Genomic DNA, 18,866 nt, shown 5'->3' on the forward strand with positions numbered 1-18,866 from the left:
CATCTGACCGCCATCTCACCGTCGACGGACCGTTCTCCGGTCACCCGGTGATCCCCTCGGCCCCCGCGTGCATGCGGGCGCCGTCTATCCCGGCGGGCCGCGCGCCCGACCGGACCTCTCGACCGACGAGTACGACCACCACCACGACCGTGAAGGAGCGCACGCGATGAGCAGCACGACCGACAAGATCAAGGGCCTGGCCAACGAGGCGGTTGGCAACGTCAAGCAGGCGGCCGGCAAGGCGACTGGCAACGACAAGCTGGTGGCCGAGGGCAAGGCGCAGGAGCTGAAGGGCGAGGCGCAGAAGACCGTCGGCGACGTCAAGGACGGCGCCAAGTCCGTCGCCCCTTGCCCGGCACGGTGCCGGGCTTGGCCGCTCGATGCGCGAGAGCAGAGCCGATGCGGCGCTTCGCCAGCCTCTTCCTGCGTCAGGAATTCGTCTTCCTGATGCTGGCCATCCTGCTGAGCGTCGGCGCGGGCGTGGCCTACTGGGCGTCGCGGGCCACCGTCCTGACGATCGCTGTCGCCCCGAAGGACGGAACCGAGCCGGCCCTGATCCAGGCCTACGCGGACGCTCTGGCCAAGCGCCACAAGGAGATCCGCCTCAAGATTCTGCCCTTCGACGACGTGCGCGACAGCGCCGAGGCGCTGGGCGACGGCCGCGCCGATCTGGCGATCGTGCGGCCGGATGTGGAGCTTCCGGATAACGGCCTGACGCTGGCGATCCTGCGCGACCAGGCGATGATCATCGCGTCGCCGGAATCCGCCGGGATCGCCCGCTTCCCCGATCTCGACCGCAAGCGCCTGGCGATCCTGGCCCACAGGGACGCCGACGAGGCGCTCATCCGCGCCATGCTGGAGCATTACGGTCTGACGCTGGTGACCACCGAGCCGGCAGGCGCGCTGCCGCCGCGCCACGTCGCCCTGGTCGAGATGGCCGAGAGCGACCTGGGCGCGGCCTTCGCCCGGAAGCGGGTCGACGCGGTGATCTCGGTCATCGCGCCGACCGCGCCGACGGCGCAGCGGATCGTCGGCCTCGTCCAGGCGGCCAGCCGCGATCGCAAGATCTCCTTCGTGGATGTCGAGAACGCCGAGGCGATCGTTGCCCGTCTGCCGCGGCTGCAGGTCGTCACCATGCCGGCCGAGACCTTCGGCGGCAGCCCCAAGGTGCCCGACGCGGAGGTTCGCACGGTCGGCGCCTCGTACCGCTTGATGGCGCGCGCGAACCTCGCCCGGTCGGTGGCGGCCGACGTCACCCAGCACCTGTTCGAGCTGCGCAGCGCCATGGCCAACGTCACGCCCGCGGCCGACTATTTTCAGGCGCCCGCCTATGACGGGACCGTCGGCGCGACGAGCGCCCGGCTGCCGATCCATCCCGGCGCCGTCGACTATTACGAGCGCGAGCAGCAGAGCTTCATCGAGCGCTACGAGACCTGGATCTACCTGCTCGCCTTCCTCGGCGGCGGTATCGGCTCCGCGCTCGCCTGGATCGGCCAGCGCCTGTCGCGCCTGCGCCGGGAGCGCGTCGAGGAAGCGACGGACCGCCTGCTGAGGATCCGCCAGGAGGCGCAGGAGACGACCGACCCGGCGCGTCTCGAGAGCCTCGCCCGGGAGATCGACGATCTCGCGGGCGATATCGCCAAGCACGCCCTCGAGCGACCGACCGAGGCGCGGACCATGTCGGCCGCGGCGATCGCCATCGACGCCGCCCGATCGACCGTCAAGCGCGCCATCACGACCGGCCGGAGCGCGGAGGATGGGTCCGCGTTAGCTGGCCGGACGGTCGCGAGCGACGCGGGCCCGAGCGGGGCCTGACCCATTGCGGCGGATGACCGCCGTACCACCCGGGCCGAGGGCCCGCCTCAAGAGGACGACGCGATGAGCAAGGGATACCCTTCGATGACCGCCCTGCTAGGCCTGCTGGCCGTGGCCGGTTACCAGAACCGCGACCGGATCGCCGAGTGGCTCGGCGGCCACGCCAAGGACGCGTCCCGGTCGCCGGCGCCGCAGGTCCCGCCCGCGACGGGTTCGACCATCCCGGCGAACCTGGATCGGCTCCTCGGCGGCGCCAGCGCGGGCGGCGTCGGCGGCCTCATCGCCGGGGGCCTGACCGAACTGGTCGACCATTTCACCAAGGGCGGTCACGCCGAGACGGCCCAGTCCTGGATCAATCACGGGCCGAACCGCGACATCCCGACCGCGGATCTGGAGCGCGCCATCGGACCGGACACGCTGGCGGCCCTGGAGCAGCGCACCGGCCTGAGCAAGGCCGAGCTGCTGGCGCGCCTCTCGCGCGACCTGCCCTCGGCCATCGACCGCTACTCGCCCGACGGACGCCTGCCGGCTTTCAGCTGATCCGCTCCATCGCGGTCGTCGCGGCGGTGCCGCCGCGACGACCGGCACCGGTTCCGGCGGCCGCTACTCGACCAGCTCGTCCACCTTCGCCATCAGCGAGGGCGAGATGGTCAATCCCAGGGAGGCGGCCGTCGTCAGGTTGAGCAGGGTGATGAAGCGCTCGCTCGCCTGCACCGGCAGGTCGCCGACCACCGCGCCGCGCAGGATCCGATCGATGTAGCCCGCCGCCCGCTGCACGTCCTGCTCGACGCTGGTCGTGTAGGCGGCGAGGCCGCCGAGATGGACCGGCGCCGCGTAGGCGTACACGGCCGGCAGGCGGTGGGTCGCCGCCAGATCGACGATCAGCTGGCCGTACACCCCGGTCACCGCGTCCGGCAGCGCGATGAGGCCGCCCTCCGGTTGTGCGGCGAAGCCGGCGATCGCCGCCTCGATCTCGGCCGCGTCGTGCACGCCCGCGATCCGGGCATCGATCCCGAGTGCCGGGCCGATCCGGGCCATCTCGGCCGTGTAGCCCGCCAAGCGCGCCCGGTAATCGGGGTTGATGAGGGCGAGCGCCCGCGTCACGCCGGGGCTGAGTTCCTTCAGGAGCTGCAGCCACTTGCCGACGAGGACGAAGTCGAAGTTGGTGAAGCCGGTGAGGTTCCCGCCGGGCCGCGACAGGTTCGTCACGAAGCCGCCGCCGACCGGGTCCTGAAGCATCATGAAGACGATCGGAACCGTCGTGGTCGCTCGCTGGAGCGCGGTCGCGCCGACGACGCCCTGCGCGAGCACCACGTCGGGCGCGCGGGCGACGATCTCCTCCGCCTGGACGCGCATCCGCTCGGCGTCGCCGTTGCCGTACTGCAGGTCGACCGTCAGGTTCTCACCCCAGATCCAGCCGGCCCGCCTCAGGCTCTCCTTCAGCGTCTCGACGATGACGGGACTGTCGGGATGCGCCTCGCCGTAGACCAGCAGGATCCCCAGGCGACGCTGACCCTTCGCCGGCGCGGCGGCGAGGGCCGGCCACGCGGCCGCGCCGCCGAGGGCCGCGATGACGTCGCGCCGTCTCATCCGCCGGTCTCCCGTCCGAACCCGTTCCGAGCATCGCCGATCGGGAGGGATTCCGATCGCACGCCCTCGGACGGTAATAGGCGCTGCCTTAAGGCGGGGCTATCGGGGCGGGCGACGGGGAAGCCGGGCGCGCGCGCGACTCAGCGGACCTCGACCCGACTGCCGCTGCCGCCGTTCAGCAGCCGCTTCAGGTGGAAGGCCGCCACCCCGTCGTCGGGGCGCAGACCGACCAGGGCCGCGAAGGCGGCCAGCGCGCCGGCCTCCCCGGTATCGAGCTTGGCGTAGGCGTCCTGGTACTGGGCGAGCAGCGCGTCGCCGTAGGCCGCTTCCGTCAGGGGTTCGTAGGCGCGCAGGGCCGTCTGCTTGCCGCGCAGGAGGAGGTCGCCGAGGGGGCGGCCGCGGAACTGTCCGGCGCGGATCACGACGGCGTCGCTGACGCAGATCCGCGTGCCGAAGGCCTTGTTGGCGTTCTCCAGACGGGCGGCCGTGTTGATGGTGTCGCCGTAGGCCGTGTAGTCGAAGTAGCGGCCGCCGCCGAAATTGCCCACGATCGCCGGGCCGGCATGGACGCCGATCCGCGTCACGCCGATCTCGATTCCCCGCTCGCGCCAGCGATTGCGGAAGCCCTCGGCCGCCTCGTCCAGGGCGAGGGCGCAGGCCACCGCCCGCGCCGCGTGGTCCGGCTGATCCCCCGGCGCGCCGAACAGGACGTGCAGGGCGTCGCCGACGATCTTGGCCACCGTCCCCTCGTGGGCGAAGACCACGTCGGTCATCTCGGCGAAGTAGCCGTTGAGGATCTCGGCGAGCTGCGCGGGATCGAGGCTCTCCACCAGGCCGGTGAAGCCCGCGATGTCGGTGAACAGGGAGGCCACGTCGCGGCGGTGGCCGCCGAGCTCGAGGCCCGACGCGTCCCCCGCGAGCCGCTCGGCGAGGTTCGGCGAGAAGTACCGGGCCAGGGAGGCGTGGGCCCGCTCGGCGAGCGATTGCCGCCGCCGCCCCTCGCGCAGGTCCTCGACGTGGCGCAGCGTCCGCTCGATCGTCGTCTCGAGGTCGGCGAAGTCGATCGGCTTCGTCAGGAAGTCGAAGGCGCCCCGGTTCATCGCCGTGCGGATGTTCGCCATGTCGCCGTAGGCCGAGACGATGATGATCGAGGGGCGTTCGGCCAGCTCCTGCAGCTTGGCGAGCAGGGTCAGCCCGTCCATCCGCGGCATGTTGATGTCGGAGACGACCAGATCGACGTCGCGGCTCTCGGCCAGGCGGTCCAGCGCCTCCTGCCCGTCGTGGGCGAACAGGAACGTGACGAGGCCCTGCCGGATCTGGCGGCGGAACTTCTGGGTGATCAGCGCCTCGAGATCCGGCTCGTCGTCGACGACGAGGATCTTGGCGCTCGGGGCGCCGGGCGTCATTCGGTCCCCGCGAAGGCGGACAGACGGCGATCGATCTCGGCCTTCAGAACGGCGAAGTCGATCGGCTTGGTGATCAGGCCCACGGCGCCGGCGGCGCGGACCTTCTCGCGCGTCTCGGCGTCGCCGTAGGCCGTGATCATGATCACCGGCACGTCGGGCCGGGCCGCGCGCACCAGGGGCAGCAATTCGAGGCCGGTCATCCCGGGCATGTTGATGTCCGACAGCATCAGGATCAGGCTCGGCTCGTTCGAGCCGTTGATCCGCTCCAGGGCCTCCGCGGCCGAGTGCGCGAAGGCCATTGCGAAGCGTCCGGCGCGCAGCTCGCGGCGAAACTGCTGCCGGAACAGGTCTGTCACGTCGGGTTCGTCATCGACGACGAGGATCAGGACGTTCATGGCTGGCTCTCAGTGTCGGTCGCCGCCTCGGTCGCCGGCTCGGTCGCCGCCACGGTCGGTGGCCGAGGCGGCGCGTCCGGCGTAACGCTCTGCCGCGGCAGGGTGATGATGAATTCCGTGAAGGCACCCGGTTCCGTGGCGACGTCAACCGTTCCGCCGTGCTGCTTGACGAGGATGTCGTGGCTCAGCGACAGGCCGAGCCCCGTTCCCTCGCCGGCCGGCTTGGTGGTGAAGAACGGGTCGAACATCTTGGCCTTGACGCTGTCCGGGATGCCGGTGCCGTTGTCGCGCACCCGGATCTCGACGCCGTCGCCCCGGTCCCGGGTGGCGACCGAGAGCGTGGGTGCATAGCCGGGTTCGCCGTCGGCGGCCCGCTTCTCGGTGGCGTAGAATCCGTTCGACATCAGGTTTAGCAGGACCCGCGTGATCTCCTGAGGGTACAGGTCCGCGAGGCCGGCCGCCGGATCGTAATCGCGCACGAGGGTCACGTTGAAGCCGGGTTTCGCCGCACGGGCCCCGTGATAGGCAAGATTCAGGCTCTCCTCGACCAGCGCGTTGACCTCGACCGGGCGATGCTCGCCGGACCCGGTGCGCGAGTGGAGCAGCATGTTCTTGACGATCGAGTCCGCGCGCTTGCCGTGCTGGACGACCTTCTCGAGATTGCCCTTGAGCAGGCCGGCGAGTTCCTCGACCTCCGCGCGCGTGTCCGGGTCGAGGCTGGTCGGTTCGAGCACCTCCCGCAGCTCGTCCACCAGCTCGTTCGAGAGCGACGCGAAGTTGTTGACGAAGTTCAGCGGATTCTTGATCTCGTGGGCGATGCCGGCGGTGAGCTGCCCCAGCGAGGCGAGCTTCTCGGACTGGACGAGCCGGCTCTGCGCCCGCTGGAGATCGTCGAGCGATCGGTTGAGGTCGCGGGTCCGCTCCTCCACCTTGGCCTCGAGCGTCTCGTAGGAATCCTGGACCCGGCTCGCCATCGTGTTGAACCGGTGGGCGAGGGTCTCGATCTCGTCGCCGGTGCGGATCACGATCCGCTCGGACAGGTCGCCCGCGCCGAACCGCTCCGCCCCGTCCTCGAGCTCGCGGATGGGCACGACCATGCGCCGCGCCAGGAAGGTGCCCGCCACGGCCGCCAGCAGGACGCCGAGACCCATCAGCGAGGTGGTCTGGATCACGGATTCGAGCGCCGGCCCCATGGCGTCGCGCAGCGATTCCTGCACGAAGACGATCCAGTCGACCCGCGGGATGGTGGCGTGGGCCGCCAGCACCCAGCCGCCGTCGAGGCCGGTCGTGATCTCGTAGTCCTGACCCGCCATGCGGGAGCCGGGCAGAGCCGCCGCGACCTCGGGCAGGCCGGAGAGGTCGGTGTCGCGCAGGACGAGACTGAGGTCCGGGTGCGCGATCAGACGACCGGTCGCGGTCGTCACGAAGGCGTAGCCGTGCTCGCCGACGTTGATCGCGTTGACCACGTCCCAGATCAGCTTGAGATTGACTTCCGCGACGGTCACGCCCGGGTCGCGGCCGGCATGGGCCACCGAGACGGTCATGTACGGCTCGGACCCGCGCCGGAAATAGACCGGGCCGAACCACGTCTTCTGGGCGAGCGCCTGGGTGAAGCGCGGCGAGGTCGAGAAATCCTTGCCGCTGGCGACGGAGTCCGGCTCCAGTCGGGAGACGCGCAGCTGCTCCTTGCCGGCCGGATCGAGGTAGGCCACCTCCGTGATGGCCGGCGCCTGGCGCAGCAGGCGGATGAAGTCGTAGCGCTGCTGCTCGGGGGAGACGCGCCGCCACTCGGCGCGCGTCGTCCAGCCGATCTGGCCCTCGATCGAGGACAGGAAGGCGTCGACGCGCTCGGCGGCGGCGCGCGCCTTGGTGCGCTGCGTCTCGATCGCGGTCCGCTTGGCGTCCTGGTAGTTCAGCGTCAGGTCGACGGCGCCGTTGATGAGCAGCACGAGGCTGACGAGGCCCACGAAGGCCACCGCGAACTTCCCCGCGAGCGGCAGGCGGAACCAGCGCGGCGGCGCTGTCGCGGCCGGCGGGGAGGCTGTCGGGCGCGGCGCCGTCATTCGACGATCTCGTCCGCCTGGGCGAGGAGCGCCGACGAGATCGTCACGCCCATGCTGCGGGCCGTCTTGAGATTCACGATGAAGTCGAACTTCGTGGGCGCCTGGACCGGCAGGGTCGCGGGGTTCTCGCCGCGCAGGATGCGGCCGACATAGGCAGCGGCCCGACGGACCGTCTCCACCGGATCCGGTCCGTACGACATCAGGCCGCCTCGGTAGGCGAAACGCCGGATCGCGAAGACCGCGGGGACCCGGAGACTCGTGGTGAGCGCGACGATGTGGTCGCCGTTGGCCTCGCTGAATGTGCCGGGGGCGACGATCAGGCCCCCGTCGCCCCGCCGCGCGAGCGCGGCGATCACGGGCTCGATCTCGGCCGCCTTGTCGATCTTCACCACCACCGGCTCGATCCCGAGCGCGGCCGCGGTGGCGCGGAACGGCTCGGCGTAGAGGTTCTCGCCGCGGATCTCGGTGCTCGGATTGGACAGGAGCGTGACGTGCCTGAGGCTCGGAACAGCCTCCTTGAGAGCCGCCACCCATTTCCCGCCCAGCGGCGCCTCGTAGAGCGTGAAGCCGGTGATGTTGCCGCCCGGGCGCTGGAGACTCTCCACGTAACCGAAGCGGACCGGGTTCGAGGCGCCGACGAACACGATCGGGATCTGCTTCGTCAGAGCCGCCACGGCCGTGAGCTGCGCGCTGAGGTAGGCGAAGATTACTTGCGGCTGTGCGGCCACCAGTTCGGTCGCGAGGAGACGCGTGCGCTCGCGGTCGGCCCCGGTCCAGCGATCGTCGACCCGCTGATCGGGATGACCGTGGTCGCGCAGGCCGGCATGGAACGATTCCGCCAGCACCCGGCCCTCGGGATCGCCCTCCGCGAACGGCCAGAGGGCCGCGACATGGGCCTGACCCTGCGCCAGCACGGTGCGCGGCCACCCGGCGAGCGCCAGGGGCAACCCAGCGAGTACGGTTCGCCGCCTCATCGGACCATCGCGCCACATCCCCGCCCACGGCCCCGCCGCGCGCTCAGGCCCCGCCCTGCGATCGACTGCCGAAGCATAGTGCACGCGCGACTGCGACACCACGCGCGAGCCGCCGCGCTGTTATCAAAATGCCAGCCGCATGCCGCCGACGATGTTTCGCGGAGCACCCGCGAAGACCGATCCCGTGGTGGTCGCCAGCACGGCGGCGCCGTTCTGGAGTCCGGTCGTGCCGCTGATGCTGTTGGCGAGATTCTGCGCGGACGCGACGTAGGTCGTGTCGAACAGGTTGCGCACCTCGACGTACAGGCTCAGCCGCTTCGCGTAGCCGCCCGTCAGCTCCGTGGCGTAGTGCAGGTTGGCGTTGACCACCGCGTAGCCGGGCGCCTTCAGCAGGTTGGCGTTGTCGAGGTAGAAATCGCCCTGGACGACCGTCTCCACGAAGGCGCCGAGACCCGCGAGCGGGCCGCTCGGCACGTCGTAGCCGAGGCGGGCGAGGAGCTGGTGGGCCGGAACCCCGGGGATCCGGTTCCCGGCCCGGTCGAAGGACCGGCTCAGGCTGCCGGCGCTGAGCTGCTCGGTGTAGCGGGTGTAGATCTGGTCGTCGAACGTGTAGGCCAGCGTCCCGCGCCAGCCGGGCGCGAAGGCCCAGTCGGCGCCGACCTCGATGCCGCGATGCTCCGAGGCCGGCGCGTTGAACGTGTAGGCGAGGAGGCCAGCCCCCGGCGATTGCGAGACCAGCTCGTTGCGGAAGAACTCGTAGAACCCGGTCACGCTCAGGCGGAGATCGGTCACCGGGCTCCACTCGGCGCCGAGATCGAAGCCGAGGTTCTCCTGCGTCCGGAGCTGCGTGTTGTTGCCGGGCAGCCCGGCCGGGGTGATGAACAGGTTGCTGGCGGCCGGCGTGGTGTAGCCGGTGGCGACCCGGCCGCGCAGCGCCCAGGCCGCGTCCGGCCGGTAGACCAGGGCCAGTTCGGGAGCGACGTTGAGGAAGGACCGGTTCGCGTCCGCCACCGTCCGCGTCGTGCCGCTCTCCGCGTACGCGTAGGCGACGTTGCGCCCGGTGATCGCCGTGGTCTCGGCGCTCAGGCCGAGGATGCCGGTCCACTGGTCCGACAGGCCCAGCTCCAGCCGCGCCCGGCCGCCGAGATTGGACTGCACCGCCGTCTGATCGCCGATCAGCGCCCCCAGGCGCGGGCCGACGTAGGGGGCCCGGTTGAAGGTGGTGATGTGATTGTCGATCGTGTTGTAGGCGAGCGCGACGTAGCCCGTCGTCGGCAGGCCGAACACGTCGCCTCGCCGAGTCAGGTCGGTCAGGAAGTTCCAGGACGGGTAGGAGCCCCGCGACGCGGTCGTGTAGAAAGGCTGGTCGAAGTTGCGCTCGTCGAAGCCGAGCTGCGTGCGCCACGTGGTGAACGCGTCGAGGTCGTGCTCCCAGCGGGCGGCCACGATGGTCCGGCGGTCGTTGCGCCCGAAGCCACCCTCGTCGGCCGTCACCGGCACGGTCGCGCCGAACGCCCCGTTCCGGAACAGATTGAAGGTGGTGCAGCCCGGGGCCGCGCTCGCGGCCGCGGCGCAGCCGCGCTGGTACGGGTTGATCCGGTACTGGGCCAGGGACGCGCGGGCGGGCAGGTTGGCGTCGAGGGTGTTGTTGATCACCTTCAGGGTGAAGCGGTTGTCCGGCGTCGGGGTGTAGCTCGCGAGCAGGTTGATGGTCTGCGTGTCGTAGCTCGCGTGGTCCTGGTAGCCGTTCGCGCGGACATCGCTGGCGAACAGACTGATCTCGAACGGGCCGCTGACGCCGCCGACGGTGAAATAGTTGCTGAGGTAGCCGAAGCTGCCGGCATCCACCCCGATCTCGTAGCCGTCGATCTCCCGCCCGGTGCGTGTCCGGAACGCGATGGCGCCCCCGGTGGCGTAGTTGCCGAAGAGCGGCGATTGCGGCCCGCGGAACACGTCGATCCGGCCGTAGGCGCGGGGGTCGGTGAGGTCGAAGCGCGACGCCCCGTCCGGCTGGGTGAGGATGAAGCCGTCCTCCAGGACGACGGTGTTCTTGATCACGCCGGTGGAGCGGGCGTTGTTGCCGCGGATCGAGATGACCACGTCGCGGCCGCCGTTCCCCTGCCGCACCGTCACGCCGGGGCTGTTCACCAGGACCGAGCCGATGCTGGTCGCCGGCCGGTTCGCGATCGTGTCGTCTCGGCCGATGCCGGTGACGATCTCGCCGACCGGGTGCTCGATCACCGCGGGCGCCGAGCCCGGCGGCGCCGCCACGCCGAAGGCCGGCGCGGCGGGCCGGCCCGCAACGGGCGCGGCCTCGCCCTCCACGGAGAGTTCCTCGAGGGTGACGGCGGCCTGGCCGAGGGCGGGGAGGGGGCTTCCGGCGAGCAGGAGCGCGAGGGCGCCGCCGCGCAGGACGGGGGAGTCGGAGGTCATCGGAGGTCTCGTCTGATCGATGGGGCGAGCGGCGGCGCCGCCCGGAGGACGGGCGATCAGGCGGAGCGGGGCGGCCCGCGGGGCTGGCCGATGACGGCGGGGGCCGACGCGGTCCGGACGGGGGGCGGGATCGGCCACGCCACCGCCGTCCAGCGCAGGCGGCGCGCGAGGCCGGGCGCGTGCGGGAGCAGCGGCGGGACGGCACCGGCGCGACACAGCCCGCAGAGGGCGCAGGACCCCGGTGCCGGCGCGCCCGGGCCGACCGCCGTGTCACCGGCCTGACCCGGCGCGTGCCCGCACAGGATCTGGCCGGGTAGCGCGCCCCGATCCCCCTGCGCCATCCGGAGCGCGACGGCCGGCGCGAGCGCCTGGATCCAGAGCGCGAGCGCGATCAGCACAGCGCCCGGGAGGCCCGGGCGCCCGCGTCTCAGGCGCGGAGACGTGTGCACGGGCACGGCGCCCGCCCGCACCGGCTCAGCGCGCCCACCGTCTTCGGAGCCGGCCCGCGGCGAGGTCGAGACCGACCATGGCGGCGATGGCGAGCCCGGTCAGCGGGAAGAGCGCTCCGAGGCCGAGGATGATCGCGGTCACGGTCGCGGCCACCCGCCGATCCGCGGGCCAGGGTGGCACGCCGAGGCCGCCGGCCGGGCGCCGCTTCCACCACATCGTCCCGGCGGTGACGGCGAGCAGGAATGTGGCGAGGCAGAAGCCCAGCATCGCCAGCTGGTTCGCGCGGCCCCAGTGCTCGCCCTTGTGGATGCCGATCCCGTACTGGATCGCCCGGCCGACCGGTCCGAGATCGGTGAAACGGACGTCCACCAGCGGGCGGCCGGAATACTGGTCGAGGGTGATGACCCGCTGCCGCGTGACGTCGCGCGGGTAGATCGCGGCGGCGTAGACGCCGTCCGCGCCGACAGGCAGCGCCAGCTCGAAGCCGGGGGGCATCCCCAGATGTCGAAGGATCGCAACGGCGTCGTCGATCCCGACGCTCGCGGCCGCGGCCGGCACGGAGCGCGGCACCGGCGCGTCCTGCAGGGTCCACCCGGCATCCTCCAGCCGGTCGCGCAGCGGCACCGTCGAGACCGGCCGATTCGCCCAGAGCGCGGCCGGTTGCCCGAGGCCGGCGGCGTTCGACCACGCGCGCAGTTCCTGCCCCCACCAGATCGACCAGGGCAGGCCCGTGAGGGCCAGGAAGAGCAGCCCGCCGCCGGCCACGAACCCGGTGACGGCGTGAAGGTCGCGCCACCACACGCGCCGGCGCGGGCCGCCGCGCACCGTGACGACGCCGCCCGCGCGGCCGCGGGGCCACCAGAGATACGCGCCGGTCAACACCAGGACGATCGCGAAACCCGCGACGATCTCGATGACGGCGTTCGCGAGGGGACCGACCAGGGCGAGGCTGTGCAGTCCGCGGACCACCGCCATGAACTCGCGGTCACGGTCGACGCGGTCGAGCACGTCGCCGGTATAGGGGTTCAGGTAGACGTGGATCCGGCGGTCGCCGGAAGCGAGCGTCACTCGCGCCGCGGCGTCCGGCGCGGCCGGGTCGATGTAGGTGACGGGCGCGCCGTCGGGCACGGCCTGCAGCGCGTTGAAGATCAGCCGGTCCGGGCCGATCGGCGCCGTCGCCTGCGGCGCGACCCGGGTCCGGTACGCGAACAGGCTGCCGTTGATCTCGTCCTTGAACAGGTAGAGCGCGCCGGTGGCCGAGAGGCTGATCAGGAAGGGCAGGCAGAGCAGGCCGGCGTAGAAGTGCCACCGCCAGACGGCCCGATAGACGGCGTCGCGGGACAGTCGCCGCGTTGCGGACGCCCCGTACGCGGGGGCGTCGCCGTGGAGAACAATCGACATGATGGGAGGTCCGGGCCTGAACGATCGGGAGCGGGATCGTCAGGCCTTGGGTGGACCTCGCGCGGTGCCGGTCGAGGCCGGCGGGCCGGTCGTCGGGATCTCGGATTCGGGGCGCCACGCGCGGCGCGTCTCGGCGGCGACGGGCCAGCCGGTCTCAGTCGGGTCGACGGTCGGCAAGACCAGCGCGCCGGCCTGCACGAGCGTGCAGCACGGATGAGCGTGCACCACCGGGCCGGCGGGGTCACTCGAGGCGTGACCGGCGCAGATCACCGCGTCCGGATCGACCCGGGCCTGTGCCGGGATGGCGAAGCCGAGGAAGGCTTGGAGCAGCAGCGCGTAGAGCGCGACCAAGCCGATGATCGCGCGCCCTCGAACCGTGAGAGGCTGGCACCGGCGCATGGACCGATCTAGGCGGCCGCGCCGCGGCGCGTCAACGGCCGACCGCTGTTCGGTCCGTGCCAGACCCACACCTCGCTGAGGATCAGAGGAGGATGCGCCGGGCTCTGGGCAAGAAAAAACCCGCCGGATCTGAGATCGGGCGGGCCGGCGCGGTGGCTGGGGGACCTGGATTCGAACCAGGACTAGAGGAGTCAGAGTCCACCGTTCTACCGTTAAACTATCCCCCAATCAGCCGTGAGCCCTGCGCATCCGGTTTCGAAGATGGCGGGGCAGAGCCCGCAGCGCATCGAGCGGCTCCGGGCGTGGGCGGTGAGATAGGCGGAATGGTTCGGGAGGTCAACCGGTTGTTCTGCTGTTGACGCCACCTCGGCCGCGGCCGTAACCGTGAGGTCGCGGATGCTGCCAGGAAGGGTGGCCGAGTGGTTTAAGGCAGCGGTCTTGAAAACCGCCGTGGGGGCAACTCCACCGTGGGTTCGAATCCCACCCCTTCCGCCAGCAGGCCTGGATCGTGGACAAGCTTCCCGCTGTTTGGCGGTCCACCCCACCGTCTGCCCCACCAGCTGACGGGACTCGTTGGCTCAGGGACCCGCGACCGTCTCCGGACTGCGCGAGGCCGCCGAGATCACGGATCAGGCGATCGACGCCGCGGTCGACGTGGTGCTCGCGGATCTGGCGACCGAATCGTACCCGTTCACGAAGGGCTGCGTTCTCGACCTCATCGAGACGCTCGGCACGAACACTCGCGCGGCCGAGGCGCTGACCGCCGACAAGCCTGTCTGGAAGCGCATCCTGATCCGAACCGCAATCCTGCGCGCCCATCCGGTGAAGGGATGAGCGGGTTCATCGCCTGCCGGGCCGATCGGCAACACGGGTTCAATGACAACACGCATCTCGTCGCGGTTGGCGATCACCAAATCGTCGGAGCGGGCAGCGTCGTCACGAAGAACATACCGCCGAATATCGTCGCCGCAGGCGTGCCCTGCCGGGTTACTCGCCCGATCACGGAAGGGGATCGCACCGGCTTCAGATCGGTCCAGGATCGGCAGCGGGCCGGATGGCGATGTCCGCTCCGTTGCCTCTGCCCCCTGAAAGCGGACCGGGGCAGAACCATTCTGGCCAGCCATCACCTTTCGAATATTTCGCGAACTTCATGACTGGGCACGAAGCGTCGGAATGCGCCCGCTATCCGGCTGCAGTTTCCGGACCGGGATCGCGCTGGGACCGACCCTGAGCCAAGTTCTTGGCGATCCTGGACCGCTTCGCCGCGTAGGCAGGAGCGACCATCGGGTAGTCGTTCGGCAGGCCCCACTTCGCCCGGTACGTCTCCGGCGTCAAACCACAGGCGGTCAGATGCCGCTTGATCGTCTTGTACCGTTTACCATCCTCGAAGCTGATCAGTGCCTCGCGTGTGATCGACGCCCGGACCATCACCGGTGTCGCTTTCCTGTCTCCATCCGCGGTCGACGGATCGGTGGGCTGAAGGCCGGTCAGGGCAGCGGCCGCCGTCGCGATCAGCGCCGGCATCTCCGAGGCTGCGACGCGATTGTGAGACACGTAGGCCGCCACGAGGTTCGCCGTCATTGCGCTGTAATCGAGGGAGACGTTGCATGCGTTGGCCGCATCATTATTCATTTCTCTGTCTACTCCCGCACATTTCGGTCGAGAATTGTCTATACGTTCTAGTAAGACGCGGCGCATATGAAATCTAATCCACATTAATGTAATGTATTCATAATGACTACTTTAGGTAAAGGCACTCGCGTTGAAATGGCTATCGGTGGTTGATATCTGGGCGATACAGCGCTTCGAGGCACTCGGAATCGCGTGCTTAGGACAATGCGCTTATCGTCATTCAACGCAGGCTGGCGTCGAGCGCATGACGCGCCTCAGAGCAGGCCGCGTCTTGCAGGCGGCTCGACACGTCACGAGACGATCAGAGCCGCTCACCGCGTTTCCGCCCTGACGAGTCTGAATCCCTTCCCGACGCCCGCGGCCGGTCGCATAACAGCGTTTCAGCGCCGGATTTTGTCTGCTCGGAACAGTGCTCTGTCAGCGTGACTATGCTCACGGCCAATCGCGACCCAACCGAGCTGGCCGGAACGGAGCTGACGGTTCCTGAAAGCGGCCTTCCGCGGATCGTCGGACGCCATCGATTGAGTGCGGTCTCACATCCCGGAACGCGATTGCTGTGGGCCAAATCTTCTGGATCTCTATAGAGACCGTCAGAGCCTCGGGTGCGGGCTTCTTCCAGGGGATATCCCGGTAGCCGGGATGAAGCTGCAAGTTTTCGGCAATCGCCGATCGCTTGGCCGCGATCGCGTCACACCTCGGACCGTTGATGGGTCAGACACGTCAGCTGCCACGAGGCTTAAGAGGGCGTCGGCTGTCTTGGAGCTAACCCCAACGCTGAATGTTAAGGATCAGGCATGCGGTGCGCCATGAGGCGACGGTGACCGCGATCAAATCTGCTACACCGATGATGATGCCGAGGCAGCCAGCCATCGAGCGTGACCTGTCTCGCGAATGCATCCTGGATACCGATATTCGCCATTAAGCATCGATTGATTGCGTTGTCGTATCTCCAGATAACGATATTCAGCTGCACACTCGTAATCTGCTCTATCATTCTATTATCGAATATTATGTCGAAATCTATGTTGCATGATCTGCACAATCAATGTATTTTAACCTTATTTTAAGTAATGCAGATTACTTTGTGTCACTTTAAGAAAGATAAAGTGATACCTCTATGCTGCGAAACTCCAGTATCCTGATCAAGGCGTCTGTTCCGCTGCTGATCATGGCCGCAGTCGCCGCCGGTCTGGTTCATTACGCCATCGGAGAGCTCAATCTGCTCGCAGGGCAAATGCGCGAGATCGTCGACACGCAGGCGGTCCGCCTCGAACGGATCTTGGCTGTCCAGGTCAACACCAACGATGCAGCGATCCAGGCGCGCAACCTCATTCTCGAAACCCGCGAGCAGGAGATGGCCGGCTATAAAGTGCGGTACGATGCGGCTGTAAAGACGTCACTCGATGCTGCGAACACCTTGATCGCGATGGCGGACACGCCCGATCGGAAGGTCACCAACGAAACTCTCCAGAGTATTCTCAAGGAGTTCTACTCTGCTCTGGATAAATCCAACGCGCTCGGCCTCAAGAATGACAATGAAGCTGCTGCTAAGGTCCTTCTGACTGACGCTTCTGCCGCGCGCACCAAGATGCGGGATTTTGTTCAAGGTCGCGTCACGCGGCTGAACGCCGAGCTGCGCCAAGCCCGCGATGACTCCGAGCAGGCCGTCACCACGGCTAAAACCGTGCTGATCGGCGCCTCCGTGGCTGGCCTCGTCAGCGCTGTCGCGCTCTCCGCGCTGATCGTGATCTTCGGCATCACCCGCCCGCTGGGCAGCCTCGTGGGCGTTCTGCAGCGGATGGCCAAGGGCGCGGTCGACGCCGAGATCCGCGAGGCCGCCCGCGGCGACGAGATCGGCGCCGTCGGCCAGGCGGTCGAGGGCATCAAGGCCATGGTCGCCCGCAAGGCCGCCGAGGAGGCCGAGGTGAAACGCCGCGCCGACGCGGCCGCCGCCGCCGAGCGGAAGCGCACCATGATCGAGCTCGCCGACGGTTTCGAGCGCGCCGTCGGCGGCATCGTCGGCCTGGTCTCGTCCTCGGCCACCGAGCTCCAGGCCACCGCCCAGCAGATGACCGCCACCGCCCAGGAGACCNCGGAGGACGCGCTGCGGGCCAAGCTCGCGCTGTTCGACACGGCGGTCGACGGTTTCGAGCGCGCCGTCGGCGGCATCGTCGGCCTGGTCTCGTCCTCGGCCACCGAGCTCCAGGCCACCGCCCAGCAGATGACCGCCACCGCCCAGGAGACCGCTGCGCAATCGACCAGCGTGGCCGCGGCCGCCGAGGAGGCGTCGACCAACGTCAACACGGTCGCGGCCGCCGCCGAGGAACTCGGCTCGTCCGTGCAGGAGATCGGCCGGCAGGTGACCGGCTCGGCCCACCTCGCCCAGGCCGCGGTGGGCGAAGCCGACCAGACCGCCCACCTCGTCCAGGCGCTCAGCCAGAACGCCGCGCGGATCGGCGACATGGTCGGGATGATCTCGGGGATCGCCGCCCAGACCAACCTGCTGGCGCTCAACGCCACGATCGAGGCGGCGCGGGCGGGTGCCGCGGGTCGGGGTTTCGCGGTCGTGGCCACCGAGGTGAAGGCGCTCGCCGACCAGACTGCCAAGACGACGGAAGAGATCAGCCGTCAGATCGGCGAGGTCCAGGGGGTGACCGCGCAGGCGGTGACGGCGATCGGCGGGATCACCGGGCGGATCCGGGAGATCGACAGCGTGGCGACTTCGATCGCGGCCGCCGTCGAGGAGCAGGGGGCGGCGGCCTCGCAGGTCCTGTCGGCGGCCTCGGAGCTGTCGCGGCAATCCGAGCATCTCGGTGCCGAGGTCGCCCGCTTCCTCGCAACCGTCCGCGCCGCCTGAGGGTGGCCACGGCCGAGATCCGCGTCGTCCCGGCCTGGCCGAACGGCTCAGACCAGTCCGACCGGCTGCACGCAAATCTCGCTGCCGCGTACGCGCGGGGCGAGGATATCGGCGCGCGCCGCACATCCAGGCCGGCGGCGAAAGGCTGCTCCAACTGAGCCGCGCGTTGGAGCACCCGATCAAGGATATGGATCTCTCGCTCCATGAGCTCGGGCTGCAGGATGCGGCCACGATCGAAGCCTTGCGAAGCTTTTTGAGCGCGGCAGAGGAGCTCGCCAACGCGGCGCAGCGGTTGCCGCCCACTCTGTGACTGTGGCCGCCAATCGAAGCTGGACGCTGCACCGCCCCGTCGTCGCACGGAGGCCGCCTTGGGCGGGCCGTTGCTGATCTCTGATGACCTGACCCGGACCGGGCGCCTCGCACGTTCCCTCGGCCCCGCGCGGCGTTGCACCGTCCACGACCTGTATGACGACATCGCGCCGGCGGAGCTGCCGGACCTCATCGTCGGCGACGTCGCCGGGCTGACCTCGGAGCCGCTGCGCGCGACCGGCGCCCCGTTTCTGTTTCTCACCTGAGGCAACGCTGCCCGCGCCGAGGCCCAGGCCCGGCTCCTCGCTCCGACCGACATCCTCCCGGCCCTGTCCGTGCTCGAGCGGCTGCTGGATCGGATCGACCGGCTCCAGGACCGAACGGACTGGTGCCGACCCATACCGCTTTGTGGACAGCTGTCTGGCTGATCCCGAAAGCAGCCATCCGCCGGTCAGTCATCGACATCGGCTCAGAATGAATTGGGGTTCCTCAACATAGGGCCCTGGAGCATCTCTGGCCCTGCACTCGGCAGGCTGCTTCCAGATCTACGATCCCCCTACGTTCCGGGCAGTAGCGCTGTAATCGTCTCGCTTCTGCGAGCTTTCGGCGCCCGGCAATCGATCGCCGGTAGCCGGGAGCCACCATCCATACGTTGGAATGCGTTCGCCCGGAGCCGAGCTCCGGGCGTGGTGTAGACGCTCAGGCTGAGGTTTACCGCAGGAGCTGGAGGACGCCCTGCTGGGCGGAGTTGGCCAGCGACAGCGCCGAGATGCCCATCGACTGGCGGGTCGACAGCGCCTGCGAGTTGGCCGCCTCCTGGTTCAGGTCGGCGTTGGTCAGGTTGGCCGAGCCCGTCTGCAGCACGTTGATCAGCTGCTTGGAGAAGTCCTGGCGGTTCTGAACCACCGACAGGTTCGAGCCCAGCGCGCTCGCCGCGGAATTCAAGGTCGCGTCGGCTTTGGTCAGGGTCGACAAGGTCTTGTTGACGTCCGCGTTCAGCAGGAAGTTGCCGAGGCCGTTCTGGCTCGACGAACTGTTCGAGCTGGTGATCGACGACAGGCCCAGGCCGCTGGAGGTCGCGTCGACCGAGGCGACGTTCAGGTTCGAGCTGCCGGTGTCGTTGAACTTGATGTTCATGTCAT

General features: G+C 69.4%; 17 protein-coding genes, 2 tRNA genes and 3 pseudogenes. 10 read left to right on the top strand and 12 right to left on the bottom strand.

Annotated features, from left to right (window positions below; translation table 11 throughout):
* Positions 1–166 precede the first annotated feature (166 nt).
* From ASG32_RS14815 to ASG32_RS14825, 3 genes and pseudogenes are all read left to right on the top strand, one after another.
* Positions 167–346, top strand: a pseudogene (locus tag ASG32_RS14815) (CsbD family protein); the annotation flags it as partial.
* A gap of 53 nt (positions 347–399) precedes the next feature.
* A complete protein-coding gene (locus ASG32_RS14820) occupies positions 400–1,815 on the top strand; it encodes a TAXI family TRAP transporter solute-binding subunit (RefSeq protein ID WP_056527410.1) in 1,416 nt (471 codons plus the stop codon).
* A 63-nt stretch (positions 1,816–1,878) separates the two neighbouring features.
* Positions 1,879–2,355, top strand: coding sequence for a YidB family protein (locus ASG32_RS14825; protein WP_056527413.1), 477 nt, complete (start codon positions 1,879–1,881; stop codon positions 2,353–2,355).
* Between the two features lie 63 nt (positions 2,356–2,418).
* Here ASG32_RS14825 and ASG32_RS14830 read toward each other — a convergent pair whose 3' ends face one another.
* The 10 genes from ASG32_RS14830 to ASG32_RS14875 form a co-directional block, all read right to left on the bottom strand.
* Complete coding sequence (locus tag ASG32_RS14830; RefSeq protein ID WP_056527417.1) at positions 2,419–3,405, bottom strand: ABC transporter substrate-binding protein; 987 nt, start codon at positions 3,403–3,405, stop codon at positions 2,419–2,421.
* A 140-nt stretch (positions 3,406–3,545) separates the two neighbouring features.
* Positions 3,546–4,811 carry an adenylate/guanylate cyclase domain-containing protein gene (locus ASG32_RS14835; RefSeq protein ID WP_056527420.1) on the bottom strand — a complete coding sequence of 422 codons (1,266 nt, stop codon included), beginning with the start codon at positions 4,809–4,811 and terminating at the stop codon, positions 3,546–3,548.
* On the bottom strand, positions 4,808–5,206 hold the full coding sequence (locus tag ASG32_RS14840) for a response regulator (protein WP_020096377.1): 399 nt from the start codon (positions 5,204–5,206) through the stop codon (positions 4,808–4,810). The genes ASG32_RS14835 and ASG32_RS14840 overlap by 4 nt, the downstream gene beginning before the upstream one ends.
* Positions 5,203–7,269, bottom strand: a complete 2,067-nt coding sequence (locus ASG32_RS14845) for an ATP-binding protein (RefSeq protein ID WP_056527422.1) — start codon at positions 7,267–7,269, stop codon at positions 5,203–5,205. The genes ASG32_RS14840 and ASG32_RS14845 overlap by 4 nt, the downstream gene beginning before the upstream one ends.
* Positions 7,266–8,243, bottom strand: a complete 978-nt coding sequence (locus ASG32_RS14850) for an ABC transporter substrate-binding protein (RefSeq protein WP_056527425.1) — start codon at positions 8,241–8,243, stop codon at positions 7,266–7,268. Before ASG32_RS14850 ends, ASG32_RS14845 begins: the two co-directional genes overlap by 4 nt.
* 123 nt (positions 8,244–8,366) lie before the next feature.
* Entirely contained in the window at positions 8,367–10,676 is a 2,310-nt protein-coding gene (locus ASG32_RS14855; RefSeq protein ID WP_056527428.1) for a TonB-dependent receptor, read from the bottom strand.
* Between the two features lie 56 nt (positions 10,677–10,732).
* Positions 10,733–11,074 carry a DUF2946 family protein gene (locus ASG32_RS14860; protein ID WP_056527431.1) on the bottom strand — a complete coding sequence of 114 codons (342 nt, stop codon included), beginning with the start codon at positions 11,072–11,074 and terminating at the stop codon, positions 10,733–10,735.
* A gap of 76 nt (positions 11,075–11,150) precedes the next feature.
* Positions 11,151–12,527, bottom strand: a complete 1,377-nt coding sequence (locus ASG32_RS14865) for a PepSY domain-containing protein (protein ID WP_056527434.1) — start codon at positions 12,525–12,527, stop codon at positions 11,151–11,153.
* 39 nt (positions 12,528–12,566) lie between these two features.
* The gene (locus ASG32_RS14870; protein ID WP_244491963.1) at positions 12,567–12,878 is read right to left on the bottom strand and encodes a hypothetical protein; all 312 of its coding nucleotides are present in this window, start codon (positions 12,876–12,878) and stop codon (positions 12,567–12,569) included.
* Positions 12,879–13,079: 201 nt separating this feature from the next.
* Positions 13,080–13,153, bottom strand: a tRNA-Gln gene (locus tag ASG32_RS14875).
* Positions 13,154–13,331: 178 nt separating this feature from the next.
* Here ASG32_RS14875 and ASG32_RS14880 point away from each other — a divergent pair.
* From ASG32_RS14880 to ASG32_RS35820, 3 genes and pseudogenes are all read left to right on the top strand, one after another.
* Positions 13,332–13,421, top strand: a tRNA-Ser gene (locus tag ASG32_RS14880).
* Positions 13,422–13,499: 78 nt separating this feature from the next.
* Positions 13,500–13,760: a hypothetical protein gene (locus tag ASG32_RS14885; RefSeq protein WP_056527440.1), complete on the top strand. Its 261-nt coding sequence runs from the start codon at positions 13,500–13,502 to the stop codon at positions 13,758–13,760.
* Positions 13,761–13,819: 59 nt separating this feature from the next.
* Positions 13,820–13,942 (top strand): annotated as a pseudogene (locus tag ASG32_RS35820) (sugar O-acetyltransferase); the annotation flags it as partial.
* 166 nt (positions 13,943–14,108) lie between these two features.
* Here the strand turns inward: ASG32_RS35820 and ASG32_RS14890 are convergent.
* Positions 14,109–14,558 (bottom strand): MucR family transcriptional regulator, encoded by a 450-nt coding sequence (locus ASG32_RS14890; RefSeq protein WP_056527443.1) that lies wholly within the window; start codon positions 14,556–14,558, stop codon positions 14,109–14,111.
* Positions 14,559–15,675: 1,117 nt separating this feature from the next.
* Between ASG32_RS14890 and ASG32_RS35105 the strand changes: the two genes are divergently transcribed.
* From ASG32_RS35105 to ASG32_RS32575, 4 genes and pseudogenes are all read left to right on the top strand, one after another.
* On the top strand, positions 15,676–16,650 hold a 975-nt coding region (locus tag ASG32_RS35105; RefSeq protein ID WP_244491965.1), incomplete at its 3' end, for a HAMP domain-containing protein.
* A gap of 1 nt (position 16,651) precedes the next feature.
* Positions 16,652–17,415, top strand: a pseudogene (locus ASG32_RS35110) (methyl-accepting chemotaxis protein); the annotation flags it as partial.
* Positions 17,416–17,581: 166 nt separating this feature from the next.
* The gene (locus ASG32_RS33905; RefSeq protein WP_157861976.1) at positions 17,582–17,725 is read left to right on the top strand and encodes a hypothetical protein; all 144 of its coding nucleotides are present in this window, start codon (positions 17,582–17,584) and stop codon (positions 17,723–17,725) included.
* Positions 17,726–17,783: 58 nt separating this feature from the next.
* Positions 17,784–17,990, top strand: coding sequence for a hypothetical protein (locus tag ASG32_RS32575; protein ID WP_244491967.1), 207 nt, complete (start codon positions 17,784–17,786; stop codon positions 17,988–17,990).
* Positions 17,991–18,435: 445 nt separating this feature from the next.
* On the opposite strand, the gene ASG32_RS14905 is transcribed toward ASG32_RS32575, so the two are convergent.
* Positions 18,436–18,866: flagellin (locus tag ASG32_RS14905; RefSeq protein ID WP_280141581.1), on the bottom strand; the 431-nt coding region annotated here is incomplete at its 5' end.

The organism is Methylobacterium sp. Leaf361, assembly GCF_001424445.1.
Taxonomy (GTDB): domain Bacteria; phylum Pseudomonadota; class Alphaproteobacteria; order Rhizobiales; family Beijerinckiaceae; genus Methylobacterium.

What these genes read in the sequence shown, in the direction of transcription:
- ASG32_RS14890 (WP_056527443.1), bottom strand. Translation starts at nt 14,558, where the DNA reads ATGAATAATGATGCGGCCAACGCATGCAACGTCTCCCTCGATTACAGC.
- ASG32_RS14850 (WP_056527425.1), bottom strand. Translation starts at nt 8,243, where the DNA reads ATGAGGCGGCGAACCGTACTCGCTGGGTTGCCCCTGGCGCTCGCCGGG.
- ASG32_RS14845 (WP_056527422.1), bottom strand. Translation starts at nt 7,269, where the DNA reads ATGACGGCGCCGCGCCCGACAGCCTCCCCGCCGGCCGCGACAGCGCCG.
- ASG32_RS14855 (WP_056527428.1), bottom strand. Translation starts at nt 10,676, where the DNA reads ATGACCTCCGACTCCCCCGTCCTGCGCGGCGGCGCCCTCGCGCTCCTG.
- ASG32_RS14865 (WP_056527434.1), bottom strand. Translation starts at nt 12,527, where the DNA reads ATGTCGATTGTTCTCCACGGCGACGCCCCCGCGTACGGGGCGTCCGCA.
- ASG32_RS14840 (WP_020096377.1), bottom strand. Translation starts at nt 5,206, where the DNA reads ATGAACGTCCTGATCCTCGTCGTCGATGACGAACCCGACGTGACAGAC.
- ASG32_RS14830 (WP_056527417.1), bottom strand. Translation starts at nt 3,405, where the DNA reads ATGAGACGGCGCGACGTCATCGCGGCCCTCGGCGGCGCGGCCGCGTGG.
- ASG32_RS14825 (WP_056527413.1), top strand. Translation starts at nt 1,879, where the DNA reads ATGAGCAAGGGATACCCTTCGATGACCGCCCTGCTAGGCCTGCTGGCC.
- ASG32_RS14820 (WP_056527410.1), top strand. Translation starts at nt 400, where the DNA reads ATGCGGCGCTTCGCCAGCCTCTTCCTGCGTCAGGAATTCGTCTTCCTG.
- ASG32_RS14835 (WP_056527420.1), bottom strand. Translation starts at nt 4,811, where the DNA reads ATGACGCCCGGCGCCCCGAGCGCCAAGATCCTCGTCGTCGACGACGAG.